24 protein-coding genes and 1 riboswitch are annotated in these 26,132 nt (G+C 72.8%); of the genes, 11 read left to right on the forward strand and 13 right to left on the reverse strand.

Going from position 1 to position 26,132, the window contains the following annotated elements:
- Positions 1–23: 23 nt before the first annotated feature.
- On the forward strand, positions 24–962 hold the full coding sequence (gene murQ / locus ACWDVG_RS03940) for an N-acetylmuramic acid 6-phosphate etherase (protein WP_451695898.1): 939 nt from the start codon (positions 24–26) through the stop codon (positions 960–962).
- Positions 963–983: 21 nt separating this feature from the next.
- Here murQ and ACWDVG_RS03945 read toward each other — a convergent pair whose 3' ends face one another.
- On the reverse strand, positions 984–2,477 hold the full coding sequence (locus ACWDVG_RS03945; RefSeq protein ID WP_451695900.1) for an alpha/beta hydrolase: 1,494 nt from the start codon (positions 2,475–2,477) through the stop codon (positions 984–986).
- A 104-nt stretch (positions 2,478–2,581) separates the two neighbouring features.
- Here ACWDVG_RS03945 and ACWDVG_RS03950 point away from each other — a divergent pair, with 104 nt between their 5' ends.
- Entirely contained in the window at positions 2,582–3,295 is a 714-nt protein-coding gene (locus tag ACWDVG_RS03950; RefSeq protein WP_451695902.1) for a transporter substrate-binding domain-containing protein, read from the forward strand.
- A 125-nt stretch (positions 3,296–3,420) separates the two neighbouring features.
- Here the strand turns inward: ACWDVG_RS03950 and ACWDVG_RS03955 are convergent, their stop codons facing one another.
- From ACWDVG_RS03955 to thrC, 6 genes are all read right to left on the reverse strand, one after another.
- Entirely contained in the window at positions 3,421–4,398 is a 978-nt protein-coding gene (locus ACWDVG_RS03955) for an NAD-dependent epimerase/dehydratase family protein (RefSeq protein WP_451695904.1), read from the reverse strand.
- Between the two features lie 102 nt (positions 4,399–4,500).
- A complete protein-coding gene (locus ACWDVG_RS03960) occupies positions 4,501–4,974 on the reverse strand; it encodes an SRPBCC domain-containing protein (protein ID WP_451695906.1) in 474 nt (157 codons plus the stop codon).
- 330 nt (positions 4,975–5,304) lie between these two features.
- Positions 5,305–6,933: a chaperonin GroEL gene (gene groL, locus ACWDVG_RS03965; RefSeq protein ID WP_451695907.1), complete on the reverse strand. Its 1,629-nt coding sequence runs from the start codon at positions 6,931–6,933 to the stop codon at positions 5,305–5,307.
- 382 nt (positions 6,934–7,315) lie between these two features.
- Positions 7,316–7,519 carry a cold-shock protein gene (locus ACWDVG_RS03970; protein WP_005315736.1) on the reverse strand — a complete coding sequence of 68 codons (204 nt, stop codon included), beginning with the start codon at positions 7,517–7,519 and terminating at the stop codon, positions 7,316–7,318.
- 404 nt (positions 7,520–7,923) lie between these two features.
- A complete protein-coding gene (locus tag ACWDVG_RS03975; RefSeq protein WP_451695909.1) occupies positions 7,924–8,202 on the reverse strand; it encodes a MoaD/ThiS family protein in 279 nt (92 codons plus the stop codon).
- A gap of 26 nt (positions 8,203–8,228) precedes the next feature.
- On the reverse strand, positions 8,229–9,539 hold the full coding sequence (gene thrC / locus ACWDVG_RS03980; protein ID WP_451695910.1) for a threonine synthase: 1,311 nt from the start codon (positions 9,537–9,539) through the stop codon (positions 8,229–8,231).
- Positions 9,533–9,674, reverse strand: a riboswitch (SAM riboswitch). Its footprint overlaps the gene before it by 7 nt.
- A gap of 121 nt (positions 9,675–9,795) precedes the next feature.
- On the opposite strand from thrC, the gene ACWDVG_RS03985 reads away from it, so the two are divergent.
- The 4 genes from ACWDVG_RS03985 (at position 9,796) to ACWDVG_RS04000 (ending at position 15,257) form a co-directional block, all read left to right on the forward strand.
- A complete protein-coding gene (locus ACWDVG_RS03985; RefSeq protein WP_451696168.1) occupies positions 9,796–10,737 on the forward strand; it encodes a glucosyl-3-phosphoglycerate synthase in 942 nt (313 codons plus the stop codon).
- 156 nt (positions 10,738–10,893) lie between these two features.
- Entirely contained in the window at positions 10,894–11,181 is a 288-nt protein-coding gene (locus tag ACWDVG_RS03990) for a hypothetical protein (protein ID WP_451695912.1), read from the forward strand.
- An 81-nt stretch (positions 11,182–11,262) separates the two neighbouring features.
- Positions 11,263–12,708: an alpha,alpha-trehalose-phosphate synthase (UDP-forming) gene (locus tag ACWDVG_RS03995; protein ID WP_451695914.1), complete on the forward strand. Its 1,446-nt coding sequence runs from the start codon at positions 11,263–11,265 to the stop codon at positions 12,706–12,708.
- A 260-nt stretch (positions 12,709–12,968) separates the two neighbouring features.
- Positions 12,969–15,257, forward strand: a complete 2,289-nt coding sequence (locus tag ACWDVG_RS04000) for an immune inhibitor A domain-containing protein (RefSeq protein ID WP_451695915.1) — start codon at positions 12,969–12,971, stop codon at positions 15,255–15,257.
- 36 nt (positions 15,258–15,293) lie between these two features.
- Here the strand turns inward: ACWDVG_RS04000 and otsB are convergent, their stop codons facing one another.
- The 3 genes from otsB to ACWDVG_RS04015 form a co-directional block, all read right to left on the reverse strand.
- On the reverse strand, positions 15,294–16,133 hold the full coding sequence (otsB, locus tag ACWDVG_RS04005) for a trehalose-phosphatase (RefSeq protein WP_451695917.1): 840 nt from the start codon (positions 16,131–16,133) through the stop codon (positions 15,294–15,296).
- A 79-nt stretch (positions 16,134–16,212) separates the two neighbouring features.
- Positions 16,213–16,458 (reverse strand): DUF3263 domain-containing protein, encoded by a 246-nt coding sequence (locus ACWDVG_RS04010; RefSeq protein WP_451696170.1) that lies wholly within the window; start codon positions 16,456–16,458, stop codon positions 16,213–16,215.
- Positions 16,459–16,616: 158 nt separating this feature from the next.
- Entirely contained in the window at positions 16,617–17,900 is a 1,284-nt protein-coding gene (locus ACWDVG_RS04015; protein WP_451695919.1) for an ABC transporter substrate-binding protein, read from the reverse strand.
- Between the two features lie 251 nt (positions 17,901–18,151).
- On the opposite strand from ACWDVG_RS04015, the gene ACWDVG_RS04020 reads away from it, so the two are divergent.
- From ACWDVG_RS04020 to ACWDVG_RS04030, 3 genes are all read left to right on the forward strand, one after another.
- Complete coding sequence (locus tag ACWDVG_RS04020; RefSeq protein WP_451695921.1) at positions 18,152–19,090, forward strand: ROK family protein; 939 nt, start codon at positions 18,152–18,154, stop codon at positions 19,088–19,090.
- Positions 19,090–20,235 (forward strand): N-acetylglucosamine-6-phosphate deacetylase, encoded by a 1,146-nt coding sequence (nagA, locus tag ACWDVG_RS04025; RefSeq protein WP_451695923.1) that lies wholly within the window; start codon positions 19,090–19,092, stop codon positions 20,233–20,235. The genes ACWDVG_RS04020 and nagA overlap by 1 nt, the downstream gene beginning before the upstream one ends.
- A gap of 130 nt (positions 20,236–20,365) precedes the next feature.
- Complete coding sequence (locus ACWDVG_RS04030) at positions 20,366–21,289, forward strand: 1-phosphofructokinase family hexose kinase (RefSeq protein WP_451695925.1); 924 nt, start codon at positions 20,366–20,368, stop codon at positions 21,287–21,289.
- An 18-nt stretch (positions 21,290–21,307) separates the two neighbouring features.
- Here the strand turns inward: ACWDVG_RS04030 and ACWDVG_RS04035 are convergent, their stop codons facing one another.
- Positions 21,308–22,273: a CBM35 domain-containing protein gene (locus tag ACWDVG_RS04035; RefSeq protein WP_451695927.1), complete on the reverse strand. Its 966-nt coding sequence runs from the start codon at positions 22,271–22,273 to the stop codon at positions 21,308–21,310.
- Positions 22,274–22,382: 109 nt separating this feature from the next.
- The gene (gene cdgB / locus ACWDVG_RS04040) at positions 22,383–24,077 is read right to left on the reverse strand and encodes a diguanylate cyclase CdgB (RefSeq protein WP_451695929.1); all 1,695 of its coding nucleotides are present in this window, start codon (positions 24,075–24,077) and stop codon (positions 22,383–22,385) included.
- 369 nt (positions 24,078–24,446) lie between these two features.
- Here cdgB and ACWDVG_RS04045 point away from each other — a divergent pair, with 369 nt between their 5' ends.
- Complete coding sequence (locus tag ACWDVG_RS04045; protein ID WP_451696172.1) at positions 24,447–24,920, forward strand: flavin reductase family protein; 474 nt, start codon at positions 24,447–24,449, stop codon at positions 24,918–24,920.
- A gap of 49 nt (positions 24,921–24,969) precedes the next feature.
- Here ACWDVG_RS04045 and arfB read toward each other — a convergent pair whose 3' ends face one another.
- The gene (gene arfB, locus ACWDVG_RS04050) at positions 24,970–25,407 is read right to left on the reverse strand and encodes an alternative ribosome rescue aminoacyl-tRNA hydrolase ArfB (protein ID WP_451695931.1); all 438 of its coding nucleotides are present in this window, start codon (positions 25,405–25,407) and stop codon (positions 24,970–24,972) included.
- A gap of 129 nt (positions 25,408–25,536) precedes the next feature.
- Here arfB and ACWDVG_RS04055 point away from each other — a divergent pair, with 129 nt between their 5' ends.
- Positions 25,537–26,112, forward strand: a complete 576-nt coding sequence (locus ACWDVG_RS04055) for a TerD family protein (protein ID WP_451695933.1) — start codon at positions 25,537–25,539, stop codon at positions 26,110–26,112.
- Positions 26,113–26,132 lie beyond the last annotated feature (20 nt).

The raw sequence follows: 26,132 nt of genomic DNA on the forward strand, positions 1-26,132 counted from the left end.
CCCCCGCACCGAAAGAGCCGCACGTGTCCCCTGCGTACTCCGAACTGCGCGCCCAGCTGGCCACCCTCACCACCGAGGCGTTCCGCCCCGAGTTGGCCGAGATCGACCAGCTGCCGACCGCCGAGATCGCCGCCCTGATGAACGGGGAGGACCGGACCGTCCCCGAGGCCGTCGCCCGGCAGCTGCCGGCCATCGCCGCCGCCATCGACGCCACCGCGGCGCGCATGGCCCGCGGCGGCCGCCTGCTCTACCTGGGCGCGGGCACCGCCGGCCGGCTCGGCGTCCTCGACGCCAGCGAATGCCCGCCCACCTTCAACACCGATCCGGCCCAGGTCGTCGGCCTCATCGCGGGCGGCCCCACCGCCATGGTCAAGGCCGTCGAGGGCGCGGAGGACTCGCGCGCCCTCGCCGCCGCCGACCTCGACGCCCTCGGTCTCACCGCCGACGACACCGTGGTCGGCATCTCCGCCTCCGGCCGCACCCCGTACGCCGTCGGCGCCGTCGAACACGCCCGCGCGGCCGGCGCGCTCACCATCGGCCTGTCCTGCAACGCCGACAGCGCCCTCGCCGCCGCCGCCGAGCACGGCATCGAGGTCGTCACCGGCCCCGAACTCCTCACCGGCTCCACCCGCCTCAAGGCCGGCACCGCCCAGAAGCTCGTCCTCAACATGATCTCGACGATCACGATGATCCGGCTCGGCAAGACGTACGGGAACCTGATGGTCGACGTCCGCGCCTCCAACGACAAGCTCCAGGCCCGCTCGCGCCGCATCGTCGCCCTCGCCACCGGCGCGACCGACGAGCAGATCGAGGGCGCGCTCACCGCCGCCGACGGCGAGGTGAAGACCGCGATCCTCATGATCCTCGCCGACCTCGACGCCCCGACGGCGGAACGCCGCCTCACCGACGCCCGTGGCCACCTGCGCGCGGCGCTCCACGCGGCCCTCCACGCGACGCCCTGAACTCGTCGGGACGGCGGGTCGTCACCGGCACAGGACGTCCGCCGGCGGCCGCACGCCCTCCGTCAGGAACCGCGTCACGGCCCGGTCGCCGCACGCGTTCCCGTTGCCGAGGTAGACGCCGTGCCCGCCCCCGTCGACCGACACGAGCCGCGCCCGCTCGCCGAGCGCCGCCCGCATCCGCAGGCCCATGGAGTGGGGCGTCGCCGGGTCCCGCAGGTTCTGGACCATCAGGACGTTCGACGGGCCCCGGTCGGTGACGCGGACCGGCTTCTCCACCGCCCCGCCCTTCCAGAAGGAGCACGGCGTCACGTTCACCGGCATCCCCGCCGTCAACGGGTGCCGCAGCCGGTCCTCGGCGACCGCCCGCGCGTGCGCCGGCACCGAGCGCGGCCAGTCCACGTCGTTGCAGATGACGCCCACCGTCACGGCCGCCGCCTCGTCCGGCATCGCCCCCGCGAGCTCGGGCGGCAGCGCCGGCACGCCCGCCGGGTCCAGCGCGTCGGCCACCAGACGCCCGAAGGCCGGGAAGGCCCCGTCCGCGTACAGCGCCAGCTGGAGGGCCTGGAGCAGCACCGGCCCCGTCAGCGGCACGCCCGGCGTGCTCGTGGCCCGCGGCTCCCGGTCCAGCCGGGCCGCGAGGTCCAGCACCACCCGCCGTACGTCCTGCGGCCGGGCCGCGAGCCGCAACCCCTCGTCCGCCCGGTCGGGGTGCGCCGCCCACGCCGCGAAGTCCGGGAACCGGTCCTCCGCGCCCACCGCCATCCCGGCGAGCCAGCCCCGCGCCACCCGCTTCGGGTCCGGGTCGTTGCTGCTGTCCAGGACCCAGCGGTCCGTCCGCCCCGGGAACCTCTCCGCGTACGCCGCCGCCACGTACGTCCCGTACGACACGCTCCAGGCCGACAGGCTCCGCTCGCCGAGCGCCTCCCGCAGCAGGTCCATGTCCCGCACCTGGTTCGCGGTCGTCAGGCTCCGCAGCATCGCCCCGCCGTGTGCGGCGCAGGCCTCCGCGATCCGCCTCGACCGGGCCGCGTTCGCGCCGATCCCGCCGTCCGCGCCCGGCCAGGACCGCAGCGTCACCATCCACCGGTCCTCGTCCGCGAGCCCGCACCGGGCCTTCGCGCTGCCCCCGGTGCCGCGCGGATCGAACGCCACCAGGTCGTACGCCCCGCCCAGCTCCTTTCGCAGCGCCTCCCCCTTCGCCGCGAGCCGCTGCACCCCGGAGCCCCCGGGCCCGCCCGGAATCACCATGAGCACCCCGCGCCGCGCCTCCGGCCGCTCGCTCCGGATCCGCGAGACCGCCAGGTCGATCCGCTCACCTCCGGGGTCGGCGTGGTCGAGCGGCACGGAGAGCACGGCGCACTCCTGCCCCTCGACGGGCTTCACGCGCGCCTCGCACGCCCCCCACTCCAGCCCGCCCCCCGTCCGGGCGAAGGCCTCCCCACCGACGAGCCCCGCCCCGACGACCACACCGGAGAGAGCACCGACCAGAACCTTCCGCACACGCTTCGTCGTCATGCCCCCACCCTCCCGAACCGCCCGCCCGGCCCCCATCCGGCGGGCAGGCGCATCTGAGGTGGGGTCAACCCCCGCCCGCCGAAAGGCGCCTAGACTCCGCTGCCATGACCACCACCGCCGCCATCGCCGCCGACCTCGCGCCCACCGGGACCCTGCGGGCCTCCGTCAACCTCGGGAACCCGGTGCTCGCCCAGGGGACCACCGAGGCACCGACCGGGATCACCGTCGACCTGGCGCGGGAGATCGGCGAACGGCTCGGGCTCCCGGTCGAGTTCCTCTGCTTCGACGCGGCGCGGAAGTCGTACGAGGCGATGGCGCGGGGGCGGGCGGACCTCTGCTTCCTGGCGGTGGACCCGGCGCGCGAGAAGGACGTCGCGTTCACCGAGCCGTACGTCGTCATCGAGGGGGTGTACGTCGTGCCCCGCGCGTCCGGGCTGGTCACCGTCGCGGACGTGGACGCGCCGGGTGTGCGGATCGGGGTCAAGCAGGGGTCGGCCTACGACCTGTTCCTGTCCCGGGAACTGGCCCACGCGCGCGTGGTGCGCGGCGCGGAGGGCGTGGACGTGTTCCGGGAGGAGGGCCTGGAGGCGGGCGCCGGGATCCGGCAGCCGATGGTCGCGTACGTCGCCGCGCACGACGACGTACGGCTGATCGACGGGCGGTTCATGGAGATCCGCCAGGCGGTGGGGACGACGGTCGCGCGGACCCCGCAGACCGTGGCGTTCCTGCGGTCCGTGGTGGCGGAGCTGAAGGCGAACGGTTTCGTCACCGACGCGCTCCGCCGCTCCGGCCAGGACCCTGCACTCGTCGCCCCGTAGGGTCCGGAACCCCGCCGCCACGGGGCCCTCGCCACGGGGCCCCGCCACCCACCGGGCCGCTCGCCGCCGGACCCCGCCGCCACCGAGCCCTCGCCACGGGGCCCTCGGCTGTCGCCCCGTACCCCCTACAGCGACGCGCGCAGCTCGCGCTCCCGTTCCGCGCCGAGGCCCGCGCGGCGTGCGCGGTCGAGGCCCTGCTCGCGCTCCCACGCCAGGGTGTCCGCGACCATCTCCTCGCGCGGGCGGTTGCGCAGTCCCGCGGCGACCGCGGCCGCGCCCGAGCGGCTGCCGTGCCAGTCCGCCTCGTGCACCCACAGCGGCAGCGCATCGGGCCCCGCCCACTGGCCGACGCCCCGCTCGACGAGGAGGGCCGAGTCGGCGCGGACGACCGGCGCCGTGTGCCCGGCCACCGCGCGGCACAGCTCGATCCACTCGGGGAAGGGCACGACGGGACCCACCGCGTCGTACGTGCCGGTGGTCTTCGCCTCGGCCGCGTCGAGCAGCCACGCGGCCAGGTCACGGACGTCGACGATCTGCGTGGGCAGCTGCGGGAGGTCCGGCACCAGCAGCGGCTCCTCCGGGGCGCGCGCCGCGCGGGCGGGCCAGTAGCCGGTACGGTCGGTGTGGTCGCCGGGGCCGCCGATGAGGCCGGCCCGGGCGGTCAGGAGCCGGTCGCCGACGGCTGCCGCGGTGGCGAGCTCGCAGGCCACCTTCGCCTCGCCGTACGTCTCGCGGCCCACCCGCTCCTGGTCGGTCGGGGGCAGCAGCGCGGCGGACTCGTCGGCGCCGGGCGTCCCGTGGAAGGCGTAGGCGCTGACGGACGAGACGTACGTCCAGTGCCGGGCGCGCCCGGCGAGCGCGTCGAGCGCCTCCCGCACGAAGGCGGGCTGCCACGAGACCTCGACGACCGCGTCCCAGTCACGGTCGAGCAGTTCGTCGTACGCCCCCGGGGCGCTCCGGTCCGCCGCGACGAGCCGCGCTCCTTCGGCGACGCCGCCGCTCTCGCCGCGCGCGAGGCAGGTCACGGCGTGGCCGCGGGCCAGCGCCTGTCGTGCGGTCTCCCGGCCGAGCCAGGCCGTCCCGCCCAGAATCAGTAGGTCCATGCGGCCAGTTGATCACCCGGGCTCCCTCCTGAGGCGCGGAGTTCGCCGTCAGCGCAGTCCGAGGGGCCCCGCCCGCCTGCCCGCCCCCGGGGACCGGGTCCGCTACCGCCCGGACCGCAGGTGTGCCGCCAGGCGGTCGTACTGCTCCCGGACGCCCGTCTCCATGCCCGCCGCGAGCGCCTGGTCGCGGGTCTCGTTGGAGGGCCAGAAGGACGTGCTGGTCAGGGCCGTGCCGCCGTCGGGCGTCGTGTCGAAGGTGAGCGTGACCCGGACCGGCGGGGCGTCCGGCATCTGCTCGAAGGTCTCGGTGTAGTCGAGCCGCTCGGCCGGGACGATGTCCTCGTACGTCCCGGAGAACACGAACTCCTGCCCGTCCGGGGCGCGCTGGCCCCAGCGCCAGGCGCCACCGATCCGCAGGTCGATGTCGACGACCGTGGTGGTCAGCGCGGAGACGCCGTACCAGACGCGGACCTCCTCGGGGCGGGTCCAGGCGTCCCAGACCCGCTGGGGCGGGGCGTCGAACGTGCGGGTGATGACCAGCTCGCGGTCGGCCGGGGTCGTCAGGAGGGTGACCATCGTCGTATCCCTTCACGAAGGGGCCATTCCAGGATCACCCCGGCAATCGAACAAAGCGAGTGAACACGTTCGACTGCCGGGTTCGACTGCCGGGCGCGGGTCCGGAACCGGGACCGGCACCGGTCCGGCACGGGACCGGCACCGGTCCGGCACGGGACCGGCACCGGTCCGGCACGGGACCGGCACCGGTCCGGCACGGGGCCGGCACCGGTCCGGACAACGCCCGAGGGCGGCACCCCCTGGTGGGGGTGCCGCCCTCGTCGCGTTCCACTCGGTTCGGCCCGCCTCGGGCGAGGAACCGTCGAGCGATGAACCGCCGATCCCGGAGGATCAGAAGTCCATGTCACCGCCCGGCATGCCGCCGCCGGCCGGCGCGGCGGCCTTCTCCGGCTTGTCGGCGATGACGGCCTCGGTGGTGAGGAAGAGCGCGGCGATCGACGCGGCGTTCTGCAGCGCGGAGCGCGTGACCTTCGCCGGGTCGATGATGCCCTCGGCGATGAGGTCGACGTACTCGTTGGTCGCGGCGTTCAGGCCGTGGCCGACGGGCAGGTTGCGGACCTTCTCCGCCACGACGCCGCCCTCGAGGCCGGCGTTGACGGCGATCTGCTTCAGCGGGGCCTCCAGGGCCAGCTTCACGATCGCGGCACCCGTGGCCTCGTCGCCCGTGAGGTCGCCCTCGAGCTTCTCGAAGACGTTGGAGGCCTGCAGCAGGGCCACGCCACCACCGGCGACGATGCCCTCCTCGACGGCCGCCTTCGCGTTGCGGACGGCGTCCTCGATGCGGTGCTTGCGCTCCTTGAGCTCGACCTCGGTCGCGGCACCGGCCTTGATGACGGCCACGCCGCCGGCCAGCTTCGCGAGGCGCTCCTGGAGCTTCTCGCGGTCGTAGTCCGAGTCGGAGTTCTCGATCTCGGCACGGATCTGGTTCACGCGACCGGCGACCTGCTCGCTGTCACCGGCACCGTCGACGATGGTGGTCTCATCCTTGGTGATGACGACCTTGCGGGCGCGGCCCAGCAGGTCGAGGCCCGCGTTCTCCAGCTTGAGGCCGACCTCCTCGGAGATGACCGTGCCGCCGGTGAGGATGGCGATGTCGTTCAGCATGGCCTTGCGACGGTCGCCGAAGCCCGGGGCCTTGACCGCGACGGACTTGAAGGTGCCGCGGATCTTGTTGACGACCAGGGTCGACAGGGCCTCGCCCTCGACGTCCTCGGCGATGATCAGCAGCGGCTTGCCGGACTGCATGACCTTCTCGAGAAGCGGAAGGAGGTCCTTCACCGAGGAGATCTTGGAGTTGACGATGAGGAGGTACGGGTCGTCGAGCGACGCCTCCATACGCTCCATGTCGGTGGCGAAGTACGCCGAGATGTAGCCCTTGTCGAAGCGCATGCCCTCGGTGAGCTCGAGCTCGAGACCGAAGGTCTGCGACTCCTCGACGGTGATGACGCCTTCCTTGCCGACCTTGTCCATCGCCTCGGCGATGAGCTCGCCGATCTGGGTGTCGGCGGCGGAGATGGAGGCCGTGGAAGCGATCTGCTCCTTGGTCTCGACATCCTTCGCCTGCTCGAGCAGGGCGCCGGAGACGGCCTCGACGGCCTTCTCGATGCCGCGCTTCAGAGCCATCGGGTTGGCGCCGGCGGCGACGTTGCGGAGGCCCTCGCGGACGAGCGCCTGGGCGAGGACGGTGGCGGTGGTCGTACCGTCGCCGGCGACGTCGTCCGTCTTCTTGGCGACTTCCTTGACCAGCTCGGCGCCGATCTTCTCGTACGGGTCCTCGAGCTCGATCTCCTTGGCGATGGAGACACCATCGTTGGTGATCGTGGGGGCGCCCCACTTCTTCTCGAGGACGACGTTGCGGCCCTTGGGGCCGAGGGTGACCTTGACGGCGTCAGCGAGCTGGTTCATGCCGCGCTCGAGACCGCGCCGGGCCTCCTCGTCGAACGCGATGATCTTGGCCATGTGAAGTGGTCCTCCCGGACATGGGGTGGATAACGCTCCAGGAACGCGCCGACGCCCGCGACGGACGGCCTCCGGGAGTCCGTGTGGTTCCTTGCCCCACCCGGCCGGCGACCTCGTCGTGCTCGATCCTCGTAGCACTCTCACCTTCCGAGTGCTAACGCCAATGATTAGCACTCGACCTATGTGAGTGCAAGCCGTTCCGGAGGAACGTCGATGAGGGGTGGCGGTCGGGCGACGGGTGGGGGCAAGCGACTCTCATGGATCGACCCCTCTCGCCAGGGGGCGCCTCCACCCGCGCTCAGGGAACGCGCGAGGGGCCCGCATCCCCTGGTCGGGATGCGGACCCCTCGACGGCGTGCGTCGGTGGCCGATCGCGCCGCGCTCAGACGGCGAGCTTGACCATGTCCGCCTGCGGACCCTTCTGGCCCTGCGAGATCTCGAACTCGACCCGCTGGCCCTCTTCGAGGGTGCGGTAGCCATCCATCTGGATCGCGCTGTAGTGGACGAAAACATCCGCACCACCGTCGACCGCGATGAAGCCGTAGCCCTTCTCCGCGTTGAACCACTTGACGGTGCCCTGAGCCATGCCTAACTCCCCTATTACTGGCCCTTGCGCGGGACCGCACTTCGCGGACCCGGGTCAGACCCTGCGCCGGAACGCGTCGACCGCGGCTGAATGTATCTGCCCAACTGCCCTCTGCAACAGGTCATTCGAGCGAGAATTCTGGGCGGGCCGTAAAGGCGAATTCATCCGATTCCCGTGAATCCCGGGGCAAGTCGGGCCCGGCAAAGGGCGCAGAAGGTACACAACGCGCACACACTTTGGCTGCTTCTTGTCGCGCGCGGACGCATTCTCATATGCGCCCGGCATGAGCAGCGGAGGGGACTTCCCTAACTCTACCGCGCTCAACCATGCAGAATTGCCCCTTCCGCTTATTGTCGCGGAAGGGGCAATTCGAGGAAGAAGAGGAAGAAGGGGACCGGACCGGATCAGCAGCCGCCGGCGACGGCGGGAATGATCGAGACGCCCGCGCCGTCCGGGGTCGCCGTCTCCAGGCCCTGCTCGAAGCGCACGTCGTCGTCGTTCACGTACACGTTGACGAAGCGGCGCAGCTTGCCCTGGTCGTCGAGGACGCGGGCGGCGATGCCGGTGTGGTTCTTCTCCAGGTCCGCGATGACCTCGGCGAGGGTCGCGCCCTCGGCCTTCACCTCGGACTGCCCGCCCGTGTAGGTGCGGAGGATGGTGGGGATGCGGACGTTCACGGCCATGTGTTCACGAACCTTTCGGTGGTCGTTCAGTGGGCCAGGCCCGCGTCGCGGAACGCGTCCAGGCTCGGGCGGATGGTGGCGGTCGCCTGCGAGCCGTCGGCCACGGCGTCCAGGGTCTTGAGGCCGTCGCCCGTGTTGAGGACGACGGTGGTGAGCGCCGGGTCGATCAGGCCCGCCTCGACGAGCTTCCTCGTCACGCCCACGGTCACGCCACCCGCCGTCTCGGCGAAGATGCCCTCGGTCTCGGCGAGCAGCTTGATCGCGTCGACGACCTGCTCGTCGTTGACGTCCTCCACGGCGCCGCCCGTCCGGCGGGCGATGTCCAGGACGTACGGGCCGTCGGCCGGGTTGCCGATCGCCAGCGACTTGGCGATGGTGTTCGGCTTCTGGGGCCGTACGACGTCGTGGCCGGCCTTGAAGGCCGCGGAGACCGGGGAGCAGCCCTCGGCCTGGGCGCCGAAGATCTTGTACGGCTTGTCCTCGACGAGGCCCAGCTTGATCAGCTCCTGCAGACCCTTGTCGATCTTGGTGAGCTGGGAGCCGGAGGCGATCGGGATGACCAGCTGGTCCGGGATGACCCAGCCGAGCTGCTCGCAGATCTCGTACGCGAGCGTCTTGGAGCCCTCGCCGTAGTACGGGCGGAGGTTGACGTTCACGAAGCCCCAGCCCTCGCCGAGCGGGTCGCCGATGAGCTCCGAGCAGAAGCGGTTGACGTCGTCGTAGTTGCCCTCGATGGCGACGAGGTCACCGCCGTAGACACCGGCCATGACGACCTTGCCCTGCTCCAGGTCGTGCGGGATGAACACGCAGGAGCGGAAGCCGGCGCGGGCGGCGGCGGCGCCGACGGCGCCGGCCAGGTTGCCGGTGGAGGAGCAGGAGAGGGTGGTGAAGCCGAAGGCGCGGGCGGCCTCGATGGCCTGGGCGACGACCCGGTCCTTGAAGGAGTGGGTCGGGTTGCCGGAGTCGTCCTTGACGTGGAGCTTGCCGGGCTCGACGCCGATCGCGCGGGCGAGGTTGTCGGCCTGGACGAGCTTGGTCCAGCCCGGGTTCAGGTTCGGCTTCTCGGCGACGTCGGCGGGGACGGGCAGCAGGGGGGCGTAGCGCCAGATGTTGGCGGGGCCGGCCTCGATCCGCTTGCGCAGGGCCTCCGGGTCGCCGGTCGGCAGGTCGTAGGCGACTTCGAGCGGTCCGAAACACAGCTCACAGGCGAAGATCGGGCCGAGGGCGAAGACCTCGCCGCATTCGCGACAGGAGAGCCCGGAAGCGGGACCGAGGTCGACGGGGGTGGCGGGTGCGACAGTCTGTACAGCCATGGAGGCGAGGCCCTTTCTCCTCATCTTCCTCACGACGCGTTTCGCCGCGAGACGGATTTGGCACCTTCCCTAGCCGGGGACCCCGCGTGCACGAGAAAACCGACTGGAGGGTTGCCGGGGCTTCAACGGGCCGTATCCCTCTGCCCCTCTGGATGAGCGGTATTCGATTGTGAGACGCGGTCGGCACCCCGACATGCATCGGGGATCCGCGTTGTTCAAGACTGTAACCGAAGGCCTCGAAGTGGGAGACGGTCGTCCGATCCGCGAGATGGAGATCACGTTGCTGGAAGAAGTGGAGCGCTGGCTGGCCCGGCGGTCCTGGTCGCTGCCCGACCGTTCGCTGGAGCGGATCCTCGCCGCCAAGCGGGGGACGCGGGTCAGCGTGGTGCTGCCCGCGCTGAACGAGGAGGCGACGGTCGGGGACATCGTGACCGTGATCCGGCGCGAGCTGATGACCGAGTCGGTGCCGCTCGTGGACGAGCTGGTGGTGATCGACTCGGGCTCCACGGACCGTACGGCGGAGGTGGCGGCGGCCGCCGGGGCGCGGGTGGTCGCGCGCGACGACGTGCTCCCGCGGATACCGGCGGTGCCGGGCAAGGGCGAGGTCCTGTGGCGGTCACTCATGGTGACGAGCGGGGACGTCGTCTGCTTCGTCGACGCGGACCTGCGGGACTTCTCCGCGGACTTCGTGACGGGGATCGTCGGCCCGCTGCTCACCGACCCCGACGTGGACTTCGTCAAGGCGATGTACGACCGCCCGTTCGGCGACACCCCTGGTCAGGGCGGTCGGGTGACGGAGCTGGTGGCGCGCCCGCTGCTCAATCTGCACTGGCCGCAGCTGGCCGGGTTCGTCCAGCCGCTGGGCGGCGAGTACGCGGCGCGGCGCTCGCTCCTCGAGCGGCTGCCCTTCCCGGTCGGTTACGGAGTGGAGCTGGGGCTCCTGGTCGACGCGCTGCACACGGTGGGCCTGGACGCGCTGGCGCAGGTGGACGTGGGGGTGCGCAAGCACCGGCACCAGGACGGGCAGGCGCTCGGCCGGATGGCGGCGGCGATCTACCGGACGGCGCAGCTGCGGCTGTCGCGGGGGCATCTGGTGCGGCCGGTGCTCACGCAGTTCGAGCGGGGCGAGGACGGCTTCGTGCCGCGGACGTACGCGGTGGACACGGAGGAGCGGCCGCCGATGGCGGAGGTCGCGGAGTACGCGCGCCGCCGCGTGGCGTGATGCGGAGTACGCGCGCCGCCGCGTGGCGTGATGCGGAGTACGCGCGCCGCCGCGTGGCGTGATGCGGAGTGCGCGCGCCGCCGCGTGGCGTAATGCGGCGGCCGACGGCGTGGCGCAGCCCGGCCCGATGATCCGTTTTGCCTACATTGCCCTTTCATGTTCATGCGCATCGGATCACGGCCTCGTGCCGACCTCCTCGCCTCGCGGGCGCTCGCGGCCGCCGCACTGACCGTGGGCTCCCTCTCGCTCACCCTGCCCCTGGCCACGGCCGCCCCCGCGGCGGCGGTCTCCCGCCCGGCGCCACCGGTGCGGGCCGAGCTTCCCGAGCTGGCCGAGACCGGCGGCAACGCCGAGCGGCTGTGGCTGCTCGGCGGGCTCGGCGCGGCGCTGGCGGGGACGGGGATCGTGGCGAAGGCGGCGATGCGCGGCCGCCGCGACCTCTGACCGCGACCTCTGACCGTATCCGTACGACCGCCGACCGTATACGTACGTTTGAGCGTTTACGGGACGGGCTAGGTTCGCCCCATGGCATCTGTGCTCGTCGCATCGAACCGCGGCCCCGTCTCGTACGCGCTCGCCGAGGACGGGTCGCTCGCCTCCCGCAGGGGCGGCGGCGGCCTGATCTCCGGCCTGAGCGCGATCGGCTCGCAGGACAGCCTGTGGGTCTGCGCGGCGCTCGGCGAGGGCGACCGGGAGGCGGTCAGGCGCGGGATCGCCGAGCCCGGTGTCCGGATGCTGGACATCGACCCGGAGGTGTACGCCGACGCGTACAACGGCATCGCCAACTCGGTGCTCTGGTTCCTCCACCACCACCTGTACGACGCGCCGCGCGAGCCCGTCTTCGACGCGGCCTTCCGGCGCCGCTGGGCGTCGTACCGCGCCTACAACCGCGCCTTCGCCGAGGTCCTCGCCGCCGAGGCCGACGAGGGCGCCGCGGTCCTCGTGCAGGACTACCACCTGGCCCTGGTCCCCGGAATGCTCCGGGAGCTCCGCCCCGACCTGCGGATCGGGCACTTCACCCACACGCCGTGGGTCTCCTCCGAGTACCTGCGGATGGTTCCGGACGACATCGTCGAGGAGCTGGTGTGGGGCATGCTCGGCGCGGACGAGCTGGGTTTCCACACCTGGGGATGGGCCTCGTTCTTCATCGGCTGCTGCTCCCAGCGCGACGACGCCACCGGCACGGCCGAGGGCGTCTGGCCGAGCGGTGACCCCTGGCACGGGGTGGAGTGGCGCCGCTACGGCCACGGGAAGGGCCGTACCCGCGTCCGGGCGTACCCGCTGGGCGTGGACGGCGACGAGCTGCGGGCGCTCGCCCACCGCCCGGAGGTGGACGACTGGCTCGCCCGCCTCCGCGAGGAGGTCGGCGGCCGCAGGACCATCGTCCGCGTCGACAGGACCGAACTGTCGAAGAACATCCTGCGCGGCCTCCTCGCCTACCGCGAGCTGCTCGTCACCCACCCGGAGTGGCGGGACCGCGTGGTCCACCTGGCCTCGGCCTACCCCTCGCGCCAGGACCTGGAGTCCTACCGCTCGTACACGGCCGCCGTGGTGGAGCTGGCGGAGGAGATCAACGCCGAGTTCGGCACCGCCGACTGGCAGCCGGTCCTGGTCTCGGTGGAGGACGACTTCACCCGCTCCCTCGCGGCCTACCGCCTCGCGGACGTGGCCCTGGTCAACCCGGTGCGCGACGGCATGAACCTGGTGGCCAAGGAGATACCCGTCGTCTCGGACGAGGGCTGCGCCCTGGTCCTCTCGACCGGCGCGGGCGCCCACCAGGAGCTGCGGGGCGATGCCCTGACCGTGAACCCCTTCGACGTCTCCCAGACCGCCGAGGCCCTCCACACGGCCCTCTCGATGCCCCCCGCCGAACGCGCCGCCCGCACGGAGCGCCTCGCCGCCGCAGCCACGGCCCTCCCGCCCCAGCGCTGGTTCCTCAGCCAACTGGAGGCCCTGCGCGAGGGGGCGTGACGCCACGCGGTACGGGACCCCGCCGCACACGGTGAGCGGCGGGGCCCCCGCGCGCCCCGCTCGGGTGAGCGCTCAGCGGTCGTGCGGGGTCGGTATTCGTACGGCCCGACCCCTCCTCCTCGGGGGGCTCCGCGTGTCAGACTCTGCGCGATCGTTCCCCCAGGCGATCCGTCACCCTCGTACGGAACCACGCGAACCATGCGGCACAGCCCCGCATGCGAAGCGAAGGGATCGCGGAATTGAAAAAGATTGTCGTGGGCATGACCCTCGGGTCGGCGCTCACCGCACTCCTCGCCGCGGGGCTCACCCCCGCCGCCGCGCAGGAGACCCGGGACGACGCGGCACCGGCCGGCGCGAGCGCCCACCGGCCCGACAACCGGCCCGGACCGCTCACCAAGCAGCGCACCGAGCTGCGCGAGAGGGCGATCGACCTCGTCGCCAAGGGCAAGGCGCGGGCGAACGCCCGCGGTGTCGTCGAGGTCGCGCCCGGCAAGTTCGTGGAGACCGAGACCACCACCGCCGTACGCCAGGAGAAGATCTTCACGATCCTCTCCGAGTTCGGCACCGAGGGCTCCGGCAAGCTCGGCACCGTCCCCGGCCCCCTCCACAACGAGATTCCCCGGCCGGACCGGAGCGTCGACAACTCCAACGCCTGGACCGCCGACTTCGACAAGGCGTACTACGAGAACCTCTTCAACGGCCCCGGCGAGTCGATGAAGACGTACTACGAGAACCTGTCGAACGGCGCCTACTCCGTCACCAACGTCGTCGAGGACTGGGTCCGCGTCCCCGGCAACGCCTCCTCCTACGGCGACAACGCCGTCGAGGACAACGGCGGCTCGTGGGCCTTCGTCCAGGACACCGGCGACGCCTGGTGGAACGCCCAGATCGCGGCCGGCAAGACCCCGGCCGAGATCGACGCGTACCTCGCCCAGTTCGACGTCTGGGACCGCAACGACTGGGACCACGACGGCAACTTCGACGAGGCCGACGGTTACATCGACCACTTCCAGGCCGTCCACGCCGGCATGGGCGAGGACGCCGGCGGCGGCGCCCAGGGCGAGGACGCCATCTGGTCCCATCGCTGGTACGTGAACGGCGACGACTTCGGCCTCACCGGCCCCGACGTCGCCGGCACCCAGAACAAGGCCGGCGGCGCCCGCATCGGCCAGTCCAAGTACTGGCTCGGCGACTACACCACCGAGGGCGAGAACGGCGGACTCGGCGTCTTCTGCCACGAGTTCGGCCACGACCTCGGCCTGCCGGACTACTACGACACCGACGGCGGCGAGAACTCCACCGCCTTCTGGACCCTGATGAGCTCCGGCTCCTGGCTGGGCCACGGCGCCGCCGCCAACGCGGGCATCGGCACCCACCCGGGCCTCATGGGCGCCGAGGAGAAGCTCTTCCTCGGCTGGCTCGACTACACCGACGCGCCGCTCGGCTCCACCGGCACGTACACCCTGAACCCGGCGCAGTTCCAGGTCGACGGCAAGGACCAGGCGGTCCGCGTCGCGCTCCCGGACAAGACGAGCAGCACCACCTACGCCACCCCGGCCTCCGGCACCCACGCCTGGTGGACCGGCTCGGCGGACGGCCTCAACCAGTCCCTCACCCGCTCCGTCCCGGCCGCCCCGCGCGTCACCGTGAAGGCCAGCGCCTGGTACGAGATCGAGGCCGACTTCGACTACCTCTTCGCCGAGTACTCCCTCGACGGCGGAGCCACCTGGGCGCGCGCCGGCGCGGCCGTCGACGGCTCCTCCGCCGACCGCTGGACCACGCTGCGCTTCTCGTACGACGCCGCCGGCCAGGCCTCGCTGTTCCGCTTCCGCTACCAGACGGACGGCGGCGTGCACTTCGCGGGCGCGTTCCTCGACGACATCACCCTGACGGCGGGCGGCGCGACGCTGGCCTCGGACGACGTCGAGCAGGGCGCGAACGGCTGGACCGCGCAGGGCCGCTGGAAGATCTCCACCGGCACCGAGACGGCCACCTCGCCCCGCTACTACCTCCTGGAGAACCGCGAGTACGTCGGCTCCGACGCGCTCCTCGCCGAGGGCCCGTACCAGTTCAGCAAGCCCCTCACCGCCCCGGACTGGGTCGAGTACTTCGCGTACCAGAACGGCATGCTCGTCTGGTACGTCGACCGGTCCTTCGACGACAACAACGTCAGCAGCCACCCGGGCGGCGGCTCGGCGATGGCCGTGGACGCCCGCCCGACGCCCTTCCGGTACGACGACGGGACCGCGCCCAGCAACCGGCGCCAGCCCTTCGACGCCACCTTCGGCCTGGAGGCCACGGACGCCACCTGCCTCCACAAGGAGGTCCTCGCGGGCAAGGGCAAGCAGCAGACCGTCGAGACGAAGGCGGCCTGCGCCCCCTCCGTGCCGGGCATCCCGGTCTTCGACGACACCGACCCGAACGCCTACTACGACACCTCGGCGCCGCAGGCAAGCGTCAAGGTCGCCGGGCACGGCGTGAAGGTCACCGTCACCGGTGACGCCGGGGACGACCTGACGATCAGCGTGGCCAACCCGGCCGCCCACTGATCGCCAGGACCGCTTCGGGGGCGGTACGGCGGGGCCTCAGGCCTCCCGTACCGCCCTCGCCAGTTCCGTGAGGAACCCGACCACGCCCGCCGGGCCCCGGACGGCGAGGTCGGCACGCCCGGCGAGCTCCGGGACCTCGGCGGAGCCGGAGCAGACCAGGACGCCCGGCGTGCCGTCGGAGCGGAGCTTCTCGACGGCGGCGAAGGCGGGCAGGTCGCCCAGGTCGTCGCCCGCGTACAGCACGGACCCGGCGCCGACCTCCCGGAGGTACGAGGTGAGGGCGACGCCCTTGTCCATGCCCGGCGGCCGCAGCTCCAGGACCATGCGCCCGGGCTCCAGGACCAGGCCGTGCGCGGCCGCCAGCTCGCCGAGCGGGCCCTTCAGCGCCTCGAAGGCGGCCTGCGGGTCCCGGGCGCGGCGGGTGTGGACGGCGACGGCGCGGCCCTTCTCCTCGATCCAGACGCCCGGCCAGGCACCGGCCCGGTCGAGGAAGCCGGGGAGTTCGGCGCGGACGGCCGCCACGCCCGGGTGCGGGTCGGCGGCCTGGACGGTGCCCGTGACCGCGTCCCAGCGTTCGGCGCCGTAGTGGCCGAGGACGACGAGGTGTTCGAGGCCGGGGACTCCGGCGAAGCCGCCGTACCGGACGGCGACCCCGGCGGGGCGGCCGGTCACCACGGCGACCGAGGCGACCTCGGGGGCGAGGGCGGCGAGCGCGGCGACGGCCCCGGGGTGGGCGCGCGCCTGCTCGGGATCGGGGACGATCTCGGCGAGCGTCCCGTCGAAGTCGAGGGCGACGACGGCCTCACCGGGCCGCGCGAGGAGCGCGTCCAGACCGTCGCGGCCGGCGGATGTGGTCGGTTGCGGAAGGCTGACCATGTCACCGACCCTACCCACGCTCCGCCGTCCGAGTCAGCGTGGCCGCCGTCACCCGCGCCGGGGGCCCTTCGGGCCCGGGCTACCTGGACCGGCGGCGCTCGGCGCGGACGCGCCGGAGCCGGTTGACCGTCACCGGGTCGTGGGCGAGGGCGCGCGGGTCGTCGAGCAGGGCGTTCAGCAGCTGGTAGTAACGGGTCGGGGAGAGGCCGAGGCCCTCCCGCACGGCCCGCTCCTTGGCGCCGGGACCGGGCCAGGAACGGCGCTCGACGGCGAGCAGCGCCCGCTCCTGCGGACCGAGCCCGCCGTCGTCGGCGCGGGCCTCCACGTCGGCGAGCCCGTCCTCGTCGGCGAGCCCGCCCGCGTCCTCCCGCGCGGCCTCGTCGGCGCGGGTCCCGTCGGCTCCCTCGGCCCCCTCGGCCCCGGCCTCGGCCCCTTCGGCCCCGTCTTCGTCGGTCATACGACCAACCTATTACTCCGGCCCGCTCACTCGGCCTGCTCGGCCGCCGTCGCCACCCGTCCGATCGACCCGAGGACCTGGGCGGTCCGGGCGCCGGGGGCGACGGCCTTGCCGATGTTCCGCTTGATGTTCTCGCTGACCTCGGCCCAGGACGTCTTGCCGACGGGCGGCAGCTGGCTGTCCGGGAGCGCCTTGAGGAACTCGAGCAGGTTGGCGTGCTCGGCGTCGGTCTCCATGCGGGTGGAGGCGCTGACGGTGACGGGCAGCAGGTCGTTGTCCCCGGCGAACTTCAGGACGTTCCCGTCGCTGAAGAGGTAGTTCAGGAAGTCGCCGATCTCCTTGCGGTGGCCGTTCTGCTTGAAGCCCATGATCCAGTCGGCGACGCCCATGGAGGACCTGGGCTTGCCGTCGGCGCCGGGCAGCGGGACCTGGCCGACGTCGACTCCCTGCTTGGCGGCCTCCTTCAGGAGCGAGGGGTGGCCGTTGAGCATGCCGACCTCGCCGCGCGCGAAGGCGGCGAACGCGGCCTTGCGGTTGAGCTTGGCGGGGGCGACGGGGCCCGTGAGGCCCTTGCCGACGAGGTCGTCGCGCAGCCACTCGAAGGTCCGGATGTTGGCGTCGGAGTCGATGGCGTACCGGTCGCTGGCGTCGGTCCAGCCGCCCCCGCCGCTGAGCAGCCACATCATGGCCTCGGCCTGGGCCTCCTCGGGCCCGAGGGGCAGCGCGAAGGGCGTGGGGACGTCCGCGTCCTTCAGCTTCCCGGCGGCGGCGGCGAGCTCGGCCCAGGTGGTGGGGGGCTTGGCCCCGGCCCGCGCGAAGAGGTCCCGGTTGTAGAAGAGGGTGCGGGTGGAGGCGACGAACGGCATGCCGTACTGAGTGCGCCGGGTCTCGCCCGCGGCGACGAGCGGGGCGAGGAAGTTGGCCTGGACGGGTATGGAGAGGAGTTCGTCGGCGGCGTAGAGCTGGCCGGCGGAGGCGTAGTCGGCGTAGGCGCCGATCTGGGCGATGTCCGGGGCCTGTCCGGCCTTCACCATCTCGGCGACCTTGCGGTCGACGTCGTCCCAGGACTCGATCTGGACCTCGATGGTGACCCCGGGGTGCTGCGCCTGGTAGGCGGCGACGAGGTCGGCCCAGTACGTCTTCGTGGTGTCGCCGCCGGTGAGGTCGTAGTCGGCCGCGACCAGCTTCAGGGTCACGTCGCCGTCGTCGCCGCCGAGGGTGTCGCAGCCGGCGACCGTGGCGGTCAGGCCCAGTGCCGCCACCGCCGCGGTCAGTCCAAGAAATCGTCGCCGCTCCACGGCTTCATCCACCTTTTGCTCGTCGTTGAGCTGCATCGAGCCGCGTGGTCACGCCGCGTTGCGCTGATGCTGAGCTGCTGTTCGCCCGGTCCGGGGCCGCAAGTCTGCCCCGACTCCGGTTAGAGGTCTACACCACTTGGGTATCACTTCCGCAACTCGGCGGGGACGATGACCCCATGGCCGCCCCCGAATTTGTATCCGAGCGCAACAATCCTGCCCAGTGGACTAGACCTTTTGGTGCTTCGCGCGCCAAACTGTCCCCCGTGAGACACGTCATCGCCCTCGATGTGGGCGGCACCGGCATGAAGGCCGCCCTCGTCGGGGCGGACGGCACCCTGCTCCACGAGGCCCGCCGCGCCACCGGGCGCGAGCGCGGCCCCGAGGCCGTCGTGGAGACGATCCTCGGCTTCGCGGAGGACCTCCGCACCCTCGGCCAGGAGCGGTACGGCGAGCCCGCCGCCGCGGCCGGAGTCGCCGTACCCGGCATCGTCGACGCCGAGAACGGCATCGCCGTCTACGCCGCCAACCTCGGCTGGCGCGACGTTCCCCTGCGCGAACTCCTCAGCACCCGCCTCGACGGCATCCCCGTCGCCCTCGGCCACGACGTCCGCACTGGCGGCCTCGCCGAGGGCCGCATCGGCGCGGGCAACGGCGCCGACCGCTTCCTCTTCGTCCCCCTCGGCACCGGCATCGCCGGCGCCATCGGTATCGGCGACCGCATCGAGGCCGGAGCCCACGGCTGCGCCGGCGAGATCGGCCACATCGTGGTCCGCCCCGGCGGTGCGGAGTGCGCCTGCGGCCAGCGCGGCTGCCTGGAGCGCTACGCCTCCGCCTCCGCCGTCTCCCAGGCCTGGGCCGAGGCGAGCGGCGACCCGGACGCCGACGCCGCCGACTGCGCCAAGGCCGTCGCGTCCGGCGACCCCGCCGCCGCCCGCGTCTGGCAGGACGCCGTCGACGCCCTCGCCGACGGGCTCGTCACCGCGCTCACCCTGCTGGACCCGCGCACCCTCGTCATCGGTGGCGGTCTCGCCGAGGCCGGGGAAACCTTGTTCACACCCCTCCGGGCCGCCGTGGAGGAACGGGTCACGTTCCAGAAGCTGCCCGCCATCGTCCCGGCGGCCCTCGGGGACACCGCCGGATGCCTGGGTGCGGGCCTCCTCGCCTGGGACCTTCTCTCCCTCGACTCGGAGGTTTCCGCCTGATGGCCGATCACCAGGTTCTCGCCGGCGCGCACGTCGTGCTGCCCACCGGAACGGTCGAGAACGGACGCGTGATCGTCGACGGCGCACGCATCGCGGGCTCGGCCCCCGAGAACGCCCCCGTCCTCGACCTGACCGGCCACTGGCTCGTCCCCGGCTTCGTCGACATGCACAACCACGGCGGCGGCGGCGCCTCCTTCACCTCCGGCACCGTCGACGAGGTCCTCAAGGGCGTCCACACCCACCGCCTGCACGGCACCACCACCGTCGTCGCGTCCTTCGTGACCGGCGAGACGGACTTCCTCGTCCAGCGGGCCGGGCTCCTGTCCGAACTCGCCGAGCAGGGCGAGATCGCCGGCCTCCACTTCGAGGGCCCCTTCATCTCCCCCTGCCGCAAGGGCGCCCACGACGCGACCCTGCTCCGCGACCCCGACCCCGCCGAGGTCCGCAAGCTGATCGACGCCGGACGCGGCCACGCCAAGATGGTCACCCTCGCCACCGAGCTGCCGGGCGGCCTCGACTCCGTACGCCTCCTCGCCGAGCACGGCGTGATCGCCGCCGTCGGCCACACCGACGCGACGTACGAGCAGACCGTGGCGGCCGTCGACGCGGGCGCCACCGTCGCCACCCACCTCTACAACGCGATGCCCGCGCTCGGCCACCGCGCACCCGGCCCGATCGCCGCCCTCCTGGAGGACGAGCGGGTCACCGTCGAGCTCATCAATGACGGCACCCATCTGCACCCCGCCGCCCTGAAGCTCGCCTTCGACCACGCGGGCCCCGGGCGCGTCGCCCTCATCACCGACGCCATGGACGCCGCCGGCTTCGGCGACGGCCGCTACATGCTCGGCACGCTGGAGGTCGAGGTGAAGGACAGCGTCGCCCGGCTCGTCGAGGGCGACTCCATCGCCGGCTCCACCCTCACCCTGGACCGCGCCTTCAAGCGCTCCGTCACCGTCGACCGGCTGCCCGTCGAGTCGGTCGTCCGGGCCACCTCCGCCAACCCGGCGAAGCTGCTCGGCGTGTACGACCGCGTCGGCTCCCTGGAGCCCGGCAAGGACGCCGACCTCGTCGTCCTCGACGCCGCCTTCGACGTCAGGGGGGTCATGCGCAAGGGCGAGTGGATCGTCGCCCCCGACGGCGTCTGACCCCTCCCGGACGCGTCCGACCGGGGCGAACAGGAGCGGCGGAAGGCCCGGGGACTGGGCCAACCGCCGTTCCTTTGGCATGATCGTGCCGCGTTCCACAGATCTGGTCGGGAGTACGGGGGGTGGACAGGTGATCCTCACGGTCACCCTCAACACGGCGCTGGATCTGACGTACCGCGTCCCCGCGCTCGTCCCGCACGCCTCCCACCGGGTCACCCAGGTCATCGAGCGCCCCGGCGGCAAGGGCCTCAACGTCGCCCGCGTCCTCGACGCCCTCGGGTACGAGACCGTCGCCACCGGCTTCGCCGGCGGCCCCACCGGCGCCCTGCTGCGCGAGCGGCTCGCCGCGCACTCCACGGTCCGCGACGCGCTCGTGGAGACCGCCGACGCCACCCGCCGCACCGTCGCCGTCGTCGACGCCTCGACCGGCGACACCACCCAGCTCAACGAGCCGGGGCCCACCGTCACGGCCACCGAATGGGCCGCTTTCCGCGAGCGCTTCGCCGCGCTCCTCGACGGCGCCGCCGCGGTGGCCCTCTGCGGCAGCCTCCCGCCCGGCATCCACGTCGGCGCCTACGCGGACCTCGTCCGCACCGCCCGCGCGGCGGGCGTCCCGGTCCTCCTCGACACCAGCGGCGAACCGCTGCGCCGCGGCGTCGCCGCCCGCCCCGACCTGGTGAAGCCCAACGCCGAAGAGCTCGCCCGGCTGACCGGCGCCCGCGAACCGGGGCGCGCCACGCGGGACGCGCGCCGCCGCGGCGCCCACGCCGTGGTGTCCTCGCTCGGCCCCGAGGGCCTCCTCGCGGCGACCCCGGACGGCATCTGGCGGGCGGCGCCGCCCGCCGCCGTGCGCGGCAACCCCACGGGCGCGGGCGACTCGGCGGTCGCCGGCCTCCTCGCGGGCCTGGTCGACGGCGCCCCCTGGCCCGAGCGGCTCGCCCGCGCGGTCGCCCTCTCCGCGGCGACGGTGCTCTCCCCGGTGGCCGGGGAGTTCGACGCGTCGGCGTACGAGGAGCTGCTGCCGCGCGTGACGGTCACCGAGGAAGCCCCCTGACCCCCTGAGGGACGGGGGTCAGCGGCCGGTGTGCCCGGCCTCCAGGTACACCTGGTCGAGGATGGCGTCGCAGGAGTTGCCCGCCTCGCAGGAGATCTTGAGCGCGTTCGACCCCTTGTTGAGGTTCACGTAGGAGTACGTGTACGTCCAGCCCTTCTCCCAGTCGCCCTCGGCGGCCTTCGCGAAGTTGGACATGTTGATCTCGCGGGGCGCCTCGCCGTTGACCGTCAGCGAGGTCTTGGCGTCCTTGCCGGGCACGCTGTACGTGATGCGCAGCGTGTACTCGCCGGTCTCCGGCACGTCCACGGACCAGCTCGCCGAACCGCCCTGCCCGTTGAAGGACACATAGGCGCCCTGCGGCCCCTTGGCGCCCTTGATGACGGTGTCCAGCTTGGCCGGACCGCCGAGCTGGAGCGTCGCCGCGTCCTGCCGGGGCAGCTCGGTCGGGGACGGGTCGGTGCTCGGCGTGGCCGTGGTGGGGGCCTCGGAGACCTGCGAGGAGAGCGGCGTCGGGGTCGACGTGCCGTTGCCCGCCTTCGGGTCCTCGTCGCCGCCCGTGTTGGAGATCACGGCGGCGGTGATGCCGATGACGACGACCGCGACCACCGCGACCGCGCCGATCAGCAGCCCCTTGGTGTTCGGGCCGCGGCCGCCGGAGCCGCCGCGCTGCGCCGGGATCGGGCCCTGGCGGGTCGGCGGCCCGCCGTACGTCTCGGGGGCGGCGTACTGCGGGTGCGGCTGCCCGTACGGGGCCTGCTGCTGCTGCGGCACGTACGCCTGCTGCTGCCCGTACTGGCGCTCGCCGACCGTTCTGACCTGGTTGTACGAGGTGCGGGGCACGCCCGGCTGCGCGGGCGCGGGGCCCGGGTAGCCGTAGCCGCCGCCCTGCGGGGGCTGGGCGCCCGCTGCCTGGCCGTCCGCGTACAGGTAGCCGAACGGATCGTCGTCCTCGGGCTTGTTCGCGCCGTCGTTACCGGCAGCCATCCGGGTCACTCCTATCCATGCTCGCCAGCCGTCGCCGACCGGCCGAGCCTACCCCGAACGGGCCACCGCCCGATGCGGACCCTTGACCTGTTGACGACCGGTACCCGAGTCAGCCGGCCCGGCGGTGGACCTTGGCGCGGGAGCGTTTCTCCACGTACATCCGCTGGTCGGCGGAGTTCAGGACCTCTTCCACGGTCATGCCGCACTCGGCCCAGCCGATGCCGAAACTCGCCCCGACGCGCACGGCGCGCCCGTCCACCCGGATCGGCGGAATGATCGCGTTGCGGAGCCGTACGGCGAGGTCGGCGGCGTCCGCCGCGCCGAGGCCGTCGGCGAGGACGACGAACTCGTCGCCGCCGAGCCGGGCGACCGTGTCGCCGTCGCGCACGCCGGTGGTGAGGCGGCGGGCCACCTCGATGAGGACGGCGTCGCCCGTGTGGTGCCCGAACCGGTCATTGATCGACTTGAAGCCGTCGAGGTCGCAGAAGAGGACGGCGAGCCCCTTGGTGCCGTCGTCGACCTCGCCGCCCGTCGGCGCGACCATGTGCACGTGGTGGTCGTACGCGCCCGCCCCGCCGGCCGGCTCGAAGCCGAAGCCGTGCTCGTGTTCGTGGTCGTAGGCCGGCTCGTACGTGGGCTCGTAACCGGGGTCGGGGGCGTAACCGCTGTCGTACGTCGCGCTCTCGTACGCGCCGCCCTCGTACGCGCCGACGGTCCGCGCCGGGCGCTCGCAGAGGCGCGCGGAGAGCCGGGAGCGCAGCTCGGCGCTGTTGGGGAGGCCGGTGAGGGCGTCGTGGGAGGCGCGGTGGGCGAGCTGGAGCTCGTGGCGCTTGCGCTCCTCGATGTCCTCGACGTGGGTGAGGAGGAAGCGCGGCCCGTCGGCGGTGTCGGCGACGACGGAGTTCCGCAGGGAGACCCACACGTAGGTGCCGTCGCGGCGGCCGAGCCGCAGCTCGGCGCGGCCGCCCTCGGCGGAGGTCCGCAGCAGGGTGCCGATGTCCTCGGGGTGGACGAGGTCGGCGAAGGAGTAGCGGCGCATCACGGAGGCGGGCCGCCCCAGAAGCCGGCAGAGGGCGTCGTTCGTGCGGAGCAGCCGGCCGTGCTGGTCGCCGCCCATCTCGGCGATCGCCATGCCGGAGGGCGCGTACTCGAAGGCCTGCCGGAAGGACTCCTCGCTGGCCCGCAGGGCCTGCTGCTCGCGCTCCAGGCGGACGAGGGCCCGCTGCATGTTGGAGCGGAGCCGGGCGTTGCTGATCGCGATGGCCGACTGGGAGGCGTACATCTGGAGGGCTTCCTGCCCCCACGGCCCCGGGTGCCGCCCGTTGCGGGGACGGTCGACGGATATGACGCCGAGCAGCTCGCGGCCGGAGCCGGAGGCGTACATGGGGGCGTAGAGGCGGTCGTGGGGATGCCACTCGTCCTCGAAGCGGGGGGCCGGCCCGTCGGTGTGCCACTGGGGGACGTCGTCGTCGAGGAGGACCCAGCCCTCGGTGTGCGGGATGAACCGGAGGTCGCCCCAGGCCACGCCCATGGAGAGGCGCCGCTCCCAGGCGTCGCGCGAGCCGACGCGGCCGGTGATCAGGGCCTCGGCGGCGGTGTTCCCGGCGAAGGCGGCGACGACGAGGTCACCGTCGGGGCGTACGAGGTTGACGCAGGCCAGCTCGTAGTTGAGGCCGGCGACGACTCCGTCGGCGACGGTCTGCAGGGTGTCCGCCAGGCTGCGCGCGGTGTTGAGGTCCGCCACGACCTGATGCAGCTGCCGCAGGGTCGAGAGACGGACGTACGGCTCCGACTCGGTCTCCATCGCTCGCTCTCCCCGAGACCTCGACAGCAACTCCAGGGTTCTCATCGGCTTCGTCTTGCACAGTCACGCTTCGCAGTGCACTGTCATCGCCACTGAATCACAGCGAGCTGCGCACCCGGTACACAGGGTCAACAAATACTGCCCTCTGTGACTCAAGTCACAGCAGGTCATGGCGGGTCGCACGAACGGCCGTGCGGCCGGGTCCTAGGACCGGAGCGGGGGGCGGGCTGGTCCCCGGGCCCGATGCGGACCACCGACCGCCCGGACTAGCGTGCGGACGTGCTCCGGAAGACCCTCGCCCCGCCCCCCGTGTCCGACCTCGCCGTCCCTCATGCTGAGGGGGTGAGCAACGACGAGTTCAGGGCGGCGATGTCCCGCCTCGCGGCGGGCGTCGTCCTGGTGACCGCCCACGACCCCGACGACGGCCCGCGCGGCGAGGACGTCGGCATGACCGCCACGGCCTTCCTCTCGGTGTCCCTCGATCCGCCGCTGGTCCTGGTCAGCCTGCGCAACGGCTCGCGCATGGACGACCTGCTCGCCGAGGTGCCCGTCTGGGGCGTCTCGATCCTGGCGGAGAGCCAGCGGCACGTCGCCGGACGCTTCGCGATGAAGGGCCGGGTCAGCGACCGGCTGCTCTTCGCGGACCTCCCGTACACCCGGGGCGAGGAGAGCGGGGCGCCGCTCATGGGTGGGGCGCTCGCGACGCTGGAGTGCCGGACGGAGAACCGGGTCGTGGCCGGGGACCACACGCTCGTGGTGGGGCGGGTGCTGACGGTGGCGCTGCCGTCGGGGGACGGCGAGCCGCTGGCGTACTACCGGGGGAAGTACCGTCGCCTGGGGTGACCGAGGGTAACGGGCGGGGTGGGTGGCGGGCCCTCGCCCCGGCCCGGGCTCAGGGCCAGTCGCGGGCCTGGCGGCCCCGCTTCGTCTCCGCGCGCTGCTTCTTCTCCCGCAGCCGGCGCTCGTTGATGCCGCGCGGGATCTTCGTCGGCCGCCGGGGCTTCGGCGGCGGCGCCGTCGCCTCCGCGAGCAGCGCGGCGAGCCGCACCGCCGCCGTCTCGCGGTTGCGCCACTGGGAGCGGTGCTCCGAGGCGCGCACCGAGACGACGCCGTCCACCAGCCGGGAGGCGAGCCGCTCCAGGGCGCGCGCCTTCCAGACCTCGGGCAGCGCCTCGGTGGCGGCGAGGTCGAAACGCAGCTCGACCTGGGAGTCACTGGTGTTGACGTGCTGCCCGCCGGGACCCGACGAACGCGAGAAACGCCACTGGAGCTCGGCCTCGGGAAGCGAGACGGAGCCGCGGATCGGATACGGACCGGACATGCCTGCCATGTTCCCTGGAAGGCCCCGCGGGAGTCATCCTGTTTTCGCCCCTGTTCCCGTCCGGGAACCGCCGGGCTTCCGTTCGCGTTTCTCCAGGCGAGATCAGCACGCGATCATCACGAAGGAAAGGGACATCCCATGGCTGTAAGCCTGTCCAAGGGCGGCAACGTCTCCCTGACCAAGGAGGCCCCGGGCCTCACCGCCGTCACCGTGGGCCTGGGCTGGGACGTCCGCACCACCACCGGCACCGACTTCGACCTCGACGCCTCCGCGATCGGCGTGGACGCCGCCGGCCGCGTCGCCTCCGACGCGCACTTCGTCTTCTTCAACAACAAGGCGACGCCGGACCAGACCATCGTCCACACCGGTGACAACCGCACCGGCGAGGGCGGCGGCGACGACGAGCAGATCAACGTCAACCTCGCGGGCCTCCCGGCCAACGTCGACAAGATCGTCTTCCCGGTCTCCATCTACGACGCGGTCTCCCGCTCGCAGAACTTCGGCCAGGTGCGCAACGCGTACATCCGCATCGTGAACCAGGCCGGCGGCGCCGAGATCGCCCGCTACGACCTCTCCGAGGACGCGGCCGTCGAGACCGCCATGATCTTCGGCGAGCTCTACCGCAACGGCGCCGAGTGGAAGTTCCGCGCCGTGGGCCAGGGCTACGCCTCGGGCCTGGAGGGCATCGCCCGGGACTTCGGCGTCAACCTCTGACCCGACCCCCGCGCCACGCG

Source organism: Streptomyces sp. NPDC003327, assembly GCF_053589515.1.